This window comes from Methylobacterium indicum (assembly GCF_017347565.1).
GTDB classification, from domain to species: domain Bacteria; phylum Pseudomonadota; class Alphaproteobacteria; order Rhizobiales; family Beijerinckiaceae; genus Methylobacterium; species Methylobacterium indicum.
The window spans coordinates 5,046,273-5,055,000 of the sequence record NZ_AP024145.1 but is presented as its reverse complement, the minus strand read 5'-3'; the positions used below and the strand labels follow the sequence as shown (position 1 = coordinate 5,055,000).

Below are 8,728 nucleotides of genomic sequence, written 5' to 3'. Positions count from 1 at the left end.
GCGCAAGGAGCGGTGCTCCGTCAGCAGGTTTTTCAGCGAGAGCGGCCCGAGGGCCTCGAAGCGGGCGCGGTCCTCGGCGCGGACGACGATGCGCAGGGGATAGAACATCGCCACCGGCCGCGAGAACGCCGCGAAGCTCTCGCGCTCGGGCGTCTTCACCCCGCCGACGAAGCACCATTCCTCGCCGCTCTTGAGCGAGGCCAGGACGCGCGGGAACGGCACGATCAGGGTGAAGTGGCTGTAATCGGTCAGCCGGCTGGTCAGGAGACGGCGGATCCTGTCGGAGATGCCGTTGTCGCGGTTCTCGCCGTCGACGATCGTGTAGGGCGCCGCGCCGAACACCGACCAGGTGATCTGCTTGCCCTCGGCCCGCACCGGCCCGGTCAGGGCGAGCGCCACCACCAGACCGGCGAAGCCGCACCGTTTCACCATGATGGATTCCGTGATGGGGTTGATGAGTGCCGGCGGATGCGGGGGCGGAGCCGGCGTGGCGTTGTAGACAATCCGGCCGGTGCCGCAAGGTCGGCTCACTCGCTCGCCAGGAAGGCGTCGTAGACGGCGCGGATGCGCGGCAGGTCCTCCTCCGCCGTCCAGGCCTCGACGATCCGCCGGTAGTCCGGGCTCGGCCGCTCGGTCGCCAGCACGGCGTCGATGCGGGCCACCACCTCCCGGCCCCAGGGCGTGGCCGGACACATCACCCGGGAGAAGACCGGCTCCGGGCTCTCGGCGAAGGGCAGGCCCACGAAGGCCCCCGGCTCGGCGATCTGGCGGGCATTGTAGGCCGCGATGCTGGAGAAATCGACGAGGTAGTCGAGCCGGTCGCTCTGCAGCATGCGGTAGGCCTCGACGAAATGGGCGTAGGTCTGGCCCGGCGGGAATTGCCGGAAAAGTCCGTCCACCGTCGGGGCGATGGCGCGGTCGCGCAGCACGCTGGTGCGCAAGGAGCGGTGCTCCGTCAGCAGATTTTTCAGGGAGAGCGGCCCGAGGGCCTCGAAGCGGGCGCGGTCCTCGGCGCGGACGACGATGCGCAGGGGATAGAACATCGCCACCGGCCGCGAGAACGCCGCGAAGGCTTCGCGCTCGGGCGTCTTCACCCCGCCGACGAAGCACCATTCCTCGCCCTGCTTGAGCGAGGCGACGATGCGCGGGAACGGGACCGTCACGCTCGTGACGGCGTAGTCGGTCAGGCGCGCGGCCAGGAGCCGACGGATCTGGTCGAACACGCCGCGACCGCGGTTCTCGCCCTCGATGATCGTGAAGGGCGGCGCGTCGTAGACCGACCAGGTGAGCGGCTTGTCCTCCGCCCGCGCCGATGCCGGCAGGGCGAGGCCGAGGCCGACGAGCAGGCCGGCGAGACCGCGCCGCTTTCCCATGACGAGTCCCGATGTCGTTCGTCGACGAATGATCAAGACATACCGGGCTGACCTTCAAGATCGGGTTAATCGCGGCGCCATTCGTCGGAGGAACGACTTGGCGCGCGATTTCGTGATCAAGATCAGGTGTCGGATTCTGGACACTGTGCCCGTCGCCGCGCGCCGTCCGCGATGTCGACCGCCGCGTCGACCGTGGGCGGTGGCGTCGTCCGGGCGGGCCGGTCCGGCCCCTCCCCTTCCCCCTCCGGCGGCACGATCCACGGCACCCGGCGCCAGCGGGTCTCGCGCAGGGTGCGGTCGGCGTAGGTGCCGGCCACCGCCGCGCGGCCGCCCTGGGCGGCGAGGTCGAGGACGAGGGCGCTGTGGATGAAGGCGAGGTGGCTGAAGGCCTGCGGGAAGTTGCCGAGGAAGGTGCGGTCCTCGGCCACCTCCTCGGCGTAGAGGCCGAGGTCGTTCTGGAGCGCCCGCAAGGCGTCGAAGCGGGTCTGCGCCTCCTCGGTCCGGCCGAGCCAGGCGAGCGCGTCGACGAGCCAGAAGGCGCAGATCAGGAAGGTGCCCTCGTGGCCCGGCAGCCCGTCGTCGTTGCGGTAGCGGTAGACCAGCGGGCCGTGGCCGAGGCGGTCGATCACCACCTCGACCGTGCGAGAGAAGACCGCCTCGTCGACCGGGAAGCCGACCATCGGGGCGATCAGGAGCGCGGCGTCGGGATCGTCGGCGCCGATATATTGCGGGTAGTAGCCGTCGCGGGGATGCACCCCCTCGCCGTTGACCCGCGCGACGATCGCGTCCCGCGCCTCGCGCCAGTGCGGCCGTTCGCCGAAGAGCCGGATGGCGCGGTCGACCGCGACCCAGTTCATGATCGCGGCGTGCAGGTAGTGCTCCTCGGGCTTCCTCGGCTCCCACAGGCCGGCATCCGTCTCGTGCCAGTGGGCGGCGGCGAAGTCGGCGAGCCGGATCGCCTGGCGCTCCATCGCCTCGGGAATCGTGCCGCCGAGGCTGCGGTAGAGGTGGAGGAGGTCGAGCACCTGGCCGTAGGCGTCGCTCTGGTGCTGCTCGGCCGCCTCGTTGCCGTAGCGGACCGGGGCGCTGCCGCGCCAGCCCTCGAAATGGGAGGCCTCGTGCTCGGCGAGGTCGGTCTCCCCGGCGATGGCGTAGAGCGGCTTCAGGCCGCCCTCGTCGCGCTCGGCGAGCGTGCCGACGAAGCGGAAGAACGCTTCGGCCTCCGCCACCATGCCGAACTTCTTGAGCACGTAGAAGGACAGGCAGGCGTCGCGGATCCAGCAGAACCGGTAGTCCCAGTTGCGGATGCCGCCGATCTCCTCGGGCAGCGAGGTGGTGGCCGCCGCCACGATGGCGCCGGAGGGCGCGTAGGTCAGGGCCTTGAGGGTGAGCGCGCTGCGCAGGAGCTGGTCGCTGAGCGGCCCGTCATAGGCGGCACCCGCCGACCAGCCGGCCCAGGCCCGGCGCGCCGTCTCCATCAGGGCGCGGGGGCGCAGCGTCTCGACGTCGCCCGCGCCGCCGGGATAGAGCGCGAAGGCCTGCTCGTCCCCGTGCTCGATCGTGAACAGGGCCACCGCGTCGGACCCCTCGATCGCGAGCGGCAGGTCGGTGATCAGGTCCGGCAGGCCCTCCGCCCCGGCGCCGTTCCAGACCGGTGCCAGCGTCGGAAAACGCTCGGCGAAGCCGGCGAGCGGCCGGTAGACCATCCGCATCGGCACGCGGCCGGAGACGCCGGAGACGAGGCGCACGAGGCAGGGCAGCGTCCGCCCCGTCTCGGGGGCCAGCATCAGGTCGTGGACGGTCGCCGCCCCCGTGGCGCAGGTGAAGGTGGTCTCCAGGATGTTGGTGCCGGGCAGGTAGAGCCGGGCGCTCTCGAACGGGATGTCGGGGGAGAGCGCGAAGAAGCCGCCGCGCTTGCGATCGAGGAGGCGCGAGAAGACCGGGGCCGCATCGAAGCGCTCGAGGCATGCCCAGTCGATCGAGCCGTCGCGGGCGACGAGGGCGCAACCGTGGCAGTTGCTGACGAGCCCGTAGGCCTCGATGGGCTGGTAGGGCCGCGCGTCCGGGTCGTGCATCGGGAATTGGCTCGGGCGAGAGGGGGGCCGGACCGCCTGCGCGGGCCAGGGGCCGGGGTGCCGCTCCCCTCCCCCCGCGCCCGGCATGACCCAGCGTCGCCGGGACGACTGGCATACCCCGCCGGGTGTTCCCGCATGGACAAGGAAATATTTCCGCGGATGAAGCGGCGCCCGCAACCGTGCGTGGCCCGGGCCCGGGGCCTCAGGCCTGCATCAGGAACCGCGTCAGCTCGTCCCGCGCCAGGATGCGGGCGAGCGAATCCTCGGCCGGGCCGTCGACCGCCATCAGCAGGCCGCCGCAGGCCGTGCCGCGGCTCGTCACCGCGTAGGCCAGGGTGCAGGCGGGGGCGAGGGTCCCGGGCTGGCCGACGACGAAGCCTTGCATCGTGCCGGGCCGGTCGCCGCGGGCGATCACCGCCTCGAGCCCCGCCACCCGGCCCGCGATGGCGAACGGCACCAGGCCGAGGCGCCGGCCGGCCTGGCGGGCCTGCACCCGGCGCGGTCCCTCGACGGCGACGAGGGTCTCGGGCGCCAGATGCGCGAAGGCCCGGATCGTCAGGCCGCCGCCGTCGAGGGCGGTGACGCGGTCGATCACCGCGAGGCCCGATAGGTCGTGCGGCAGGACGAAGACCCGCAGGTGACGGTAGCCCGGCCCGTGGACCGTGGTCTCGATCGCGTGGGCGGTCGCCCCCGGCAGGGCGAGGCTGCCGCGGTGGAGGCCGTACCCGGCCACCGGCTCGCGCCCCTCGACCGCGACGACGTTGTGGGCGCGGGCCGAGAGCAGGTAGTGGCGCGAGGCTCCCGCCTCGACCTGCTCGGAGCCGCCGGCCTCGACGATCCAGCGGGTCGATCCGGCGGCGTAGACGTAGGAGCCGCAATCGGCGTGGCCCTGGGGCGAGGTCTCGGCGAAGGTGCAGGCGAAGTGCGACCAGCCCCGGCCGGCGGCCTCGTGGCGGGCCGAGAGCGTGTCGGGCAGGAGCATCGTCGAGGCGGTGGCGGGCCCGGCGGCGGCCGGGCGCTGCGCCACCAGTCCGCCGGTGCCGCGCAGCCGGGCGATCCAGGAAGCCTCGTCGGCTCCCGAAAACACCTCGCCGAAGGGCGGCAGCCGGCCGGCGGGGTCGAGGAGCCCGGCGAGGTCCGCCAGCGCCGCCTCGGTGCGGGCGGCGACGAGCGGGCCGGGTGCGGCCGGCCCGAGGGCGTCCCGCAGGGCGTGGCCGAGGGTGACGAGGTCGAGGCGGCGGTGGAGCGAGGATTCGGCGAAGCGCCCGTCCTCGGGCAAAAGGGCCGGCACCCCGTCGCGCAGGCTCTCGCGGGCGAGCGCCTCCCAGTGGCCGGCGAGCGGCAGGCGCGGCAGCGCCCGGGCGACCGCCAGCAGCGCGGCCGCCGCCTGGAACTGGTGCAGGCTGCGCCCGAAGGTGTTCTGCCCGACCATTTCGGCGAGCGCGAAGCCGTGGCGCACCGCCTCGCCGGTGAGGACCGGCGCCGCAGCCCCGGCCCCCGGCAGGGCGAGGAGGCCGATCCACACCTCGGCCCGGGCCAGCAGCGCGCCCGGATGCAGGCTCAGGGGGTCCGCCGGCTGGCCCCAGGGATTGGCCCGCGACCAGGCCTGGGCGAGGCCGAGCGCCCGGCCCGGGGCCACTTCGGCGAGGGCGAGGAGCCAGGTCAGCGCCTGATAGGCGAGGCGCCAGGGCACGGCGCGGACGGGGGCGGCCCGGAACGGGTCCTCGTCGAAGTCCGGCCGGTCGGGCAACGCCCAGTCCGGGCAGCCGGCGAGCCGCAGGACGAGGCCGCCATCCGGCCGCAGGGCGACCGGGCGCTCGCCCTCCCCGCGCAGCTGCCGGGCGCGGGCGAGCGGCAGCACCGCGGCGCCGGCCTCGCCCGGGCCCGGGATCCAGGCCGCCTCGGCCCCGGGATCGCGGCCGAGGCGGGCCGACAGCCGGGCGAGGAAGCCCGGCGCGTCGAGGAGGTCGTCGCCGCACAGGCTCTCGAGGCGCAAACCGTCCTCGAGCGCCACCTCGGGCGGCCCGAGGAGCGCGACGGCGGGGCCGGCCTCCCCCGCTTCCTCCCAGGTGCAGAAGGCGAGGTCGAGGGTGTGGGCGCCCGGCGGCGGCGCGAGGTCCAGGGTGAAGCGGCGCGCCTGCGGCTGGGCCGGCAGGTTCACGCTGGCACCGAGGCCCGGAGCCTCCTCCGAGCCCGGGACCGAGACGGTGCCCGGGTAGGGCGGCGGGATCTCGGCTCCGTCGCGGTCGCGGTAGACGAGGCTCACCCGGGCGGCGTGCTCCTTCACCCGCGAGGCGTGGAGCTGCCCGCGCACCACGAGGCCGAGGCCCGGCACGAGGCTGTGGCGCGAGGGGGCGGGGTCGGGCCCGAGCCGGCGGCTGCGGAAGGGGGCGGGCGTCAGCGGCGTCACCGGGCGCAGGCAGGGCTCGGCGACCGTCACGCCCTCGGTGTTGCGCCAGGACCGGAGCGTGAGGACGAGGCCGCGCGCCTGGGGCGGCACGCCGAAGGCCACCCGCACCGGCGCCATGCGCAGGAGTTCGCTGCCGGCGGGCTGGCAGCCCGGCCCGGCGATCCAGGCGCTGTGGGGATCGAGGAGCGTGCGCGACAGGCCCGGCACCTGCTCGACGTCGAGGCTCGACCCGTCGCCGGCCAGGAAGTCGAAGCCCGCGAGCACGAAGTCGGCGGCGAGCCCCCCCTCCTCCTCGGCCGACCAGGCGAGGCGGGCTTCGAAGCAGCACCAGGCCCCCGCCGGCAGGTCGCGAAAGGTCAGGAGCGCCCGGGACCAGCGGTTGTTGGCGGTGATCGCGTGCTCGCCTTCATGCGCGCCCGGCCCGGCGCCGCCCGCGTAGCGGGCCTGGATCGGGAGGAGCACCGGCTCGGAGGGCAGCAGGGCCGGAAGCATGGGGCGGGAAAGGGGCCGCTGAGGGACGAAAGGGCTCTCGGCCAGTGCCGGGGAGCACCCTGCCTGTCAAGGCGCCGGGTCGCGCCGCGCACCGCTCGCTGCTCCGCCTCCGGGCGGGCCGGGCCGCCTCAGAACGCCTCCAGCGCCATCGGCAGGTCGGTGGGCGGGGCGTAGGTCGCGAGATCGAGCACCCAGCGCTCCACCCCGTCGGAATCGGGTGCCGCGGGTGCGAAGCCGAGGCGTGGGTAGAGGTCCGCCACCATCCCGTTGCGCCGGCTCGGCCGGTAGAGGCCGACGAGGCGGCGCGCGCCGCTCCTCACCGCCTGCGCGGCCAGGATTGCCAGAATCCCCTCCTCCACCCGCCGCCCGAGCACCCGGCAGCTCATCAGCCAGGTCTCGATCACGAGGTCGTCGCCGGCGAGCCGGCCGGTCGCGACGGCGATCATGCCGTGATCGGCGAGCCGGTCGGCGAGGCGCAGTTGCAGCGTCAGCACCGCGGGGTCGGAGATCAGCGCCGCGGCCTCGGCCTCGCGCATCCGCCGGGTCGTCAGGTTGAACTGGTTGGTCTTGTTGACGAGCTGGACGATGCGGGGAAGCCCGACGGCGTCGAAGGACCGCCAGGTCAGCCGCATGCCGAGACCCGCCAGCATGCCGGCGAGGTCGGTCGCCCGCTCGCCTGCGTCCTCGCGCCGGGCGCGGTCCCGTGCGTAGGCCTGCGCCCGCCCGCGATCCTCCGCCGTCAGCGCCACGGCCTCGAAGTAGCCGGCATCGGCGAGGCAGCGGGCGACCAGCGCCGGCTCGTCGGGCACCTCCGGCACCGCCACCATCGGCAGGTGCTCGCGCACCAGGGCGCGCTCGAATGGGTTGTCGTCGACGAAGACCAGGGCATCGAGGCCGAGGCGCAGCGCGGCGGCGATGCGCCGGAGGTTCGTCGCCTTGTCGTCCCAGCTCGCCGCGAAGGCACCGAAGTCCGAGAGGCGCAGGAGCATGTCGGGATGCTCCAGGAACGGCCGCCGGGCGATGTCGGGATCGTTCTTCGAGCAGACCGCCAGCACGATGCCGCGGCGCGACAGATCGCGGGCATAGGCCTGGAGCGCCAGGAAGGATTCGCCCGACGCGCTGCCCTGCCCGACGACGAGGCCGGCGAGCCCGTCCTCCCCGATCGTGCCGCCCCACACCGTGTCGTCGAGGTCGAGCACCAGGGCCTTCGCCGAGCGGCCGAGCCGGGCCCCGAGGAGCCGGGCGACGAGGTCGCCGTAGAGCGGGGCGGCGGCCGGCGTCACCGCCTGGCGGGCCCGCAGCCACAGGGCGGGATCGTGCCAGGCGTCGAGGCCGTGGCGCGCCACCGCGTCGTCGAGGGCGAGGAGGTCGACGCCCTCCTCCGCGGCGGCGTCCCGCAGGGCGGCGTTGAGGCGCTGCGTGCGGGCGGCGAGCGAGCCCGGCATCCGGTGCTCGTTGCCGCCCATCAGCGGGATCGCGGCCGGCAGCAGCGTCTGCTGGATGATGGTGCAGCCATGCGCCGCCCGGGCCCGGGCCCAGAGGGATCTCAGCCGGTCGAGGGCTGCGCCGATATCCCCGGTCGGTCCCAGAAGAGCGTCCGCGTCGAGGGCGAGCAGTACGGTGTCGGGCCGGAGGGCGCGCAGGGCCTCGCCGTCGATCTCGCGATCGAACCGGCCATAGGCGCCTTCATGGACCGTGACGCGTAAGTCGCGGCGCAAGGCGCCGACCCGGATCCCGGCGGCGAGGTGGGACAGCGTCGAGGAACCGAGCAGGGCGAGGCGCGTCGGCGGGCCGGCGGGCGACGCCTCCGGGAAGCGCCGCTGCAGAGCCCGGTCGAGCCGGGTGGTGCGCGCCGGGTCGAGGCGGGTGCGGGCAAGGCCCGCGAGCGCGTCCCAGGCCGCCCGGTCCGGCAGCGCCTCGGCCGCGCCGAGACGGGCGGCGAAATCCGCCGGCGGCGGCGGCAGCCAGGACAGATCGGCCGTCACCGCGGCGCCTTGCGGGCGATGAGAGCCGCGAGGTCGCCGACGCTCGCCAGCCCGTCGACCTCCCGGGTAGTGAGCTTGATGCCGAAGCGCGCCTCGACCGCGATGACGAGCTCGATCATCCGGGTCGAATCCCAGCCCTCGACGTCCTCGGCGGTCAGTGCGGGCGTGAGCGGCACCGGCTCGTCGAACACCTCTTCGAAGAGCGGGGCGAGGGCTGCGAGGGCGGCGTCTTCGGTCATGGGCGATCTCCTCCATGCGTGCGATGCCGACCGTGAGGATCGTCGAGACGCGCCTCACCTTTCCCCGGACAGCCGTGATGTCGTGCGGCCTGGATGTAGCGCAGATCCATGCAGGCGCGCGAGCCGTGCCCTGCGCGCCGGGGTGGCCTGCCCA

The 8,728-nt window shown here is 74.4% G+C and carries 6 protein-coding genes (1 of these 6 running past the window's edge); all 6 read right to left on the bottom strand.

From position 1 onward, the window contains the following. Positions 1–432 carry the 5' portion of a transporter substrate-binding domain-containing protein gene (locus tag miv_RS23515; RefSeq protein ID WP_053221047.1) on the bottom strand. The gene continues 411 nt to the left of window position 1, outside the view, so the window shows 432 of its 843 coding nt (coding positions 1–432); it begins with the start codon at positions 430–432; its stop codon lies beyond the left edge, outside the window. Between the two features lie 95 nt (positions 433–527). Beyond that, positions 528–1,373, bottom strand: a complete 846-nt coding sequence (locus miv_RS23510; protein ID WP_207179209.1) for a TIGR02285 family protein — start codon at positions 1,371–1,373, stop codon at positions 528–530. Positions 1,374–1,495: 122 nt separating this feature from the next. Continuing rightward, entirely contained in the window at positions 1,496–3,448 is a 1,953-nt protein-coding gene (locus miv_RS23505) for a glycoside hydrolase family 15 protein (RefSeq protein ID WP_207179207.1), read from the bottom strand. Between the two features lie 202 nt (positions 3,449–3,650). After that, a complete protein-coding gene (locus miv_RS23500; RefSeq protein WP_207179206.1) occupies positions 3,651–6,350 on the bottom strand; it encodes a heparinase II/III domain-containing protein in 2,700 nt (899 codons plus the stop codon). A gap of 128 nt (positions 6,351–6,478) precedes the next feature. Continuing rightward, a complete protein-coding gene (locus tag miv_RS23495) occupies positions 6,479–8,335 on the bottom strand; it encodes an HAD-IIIC family phosphatase (protein WP_207179204.1) in 1,857 nt (618 codons plus the stop codon). After that, complete coding sequence (locus tag miv_RS23490; RefSeq protein ID WP_207179202.1) at positions 8,332–8,574, bottom strand: acyl carrier protein; 243 nt, start codon at positions 8,572–8,574, stop codon at positions 8,332–8,334. Before miv_RS23490 ends, miv_RS23495 begins: the two co-directional genes overlap by 4 nt. Positions 8,575–8,728: the final 154 nt, after the last annotated feature.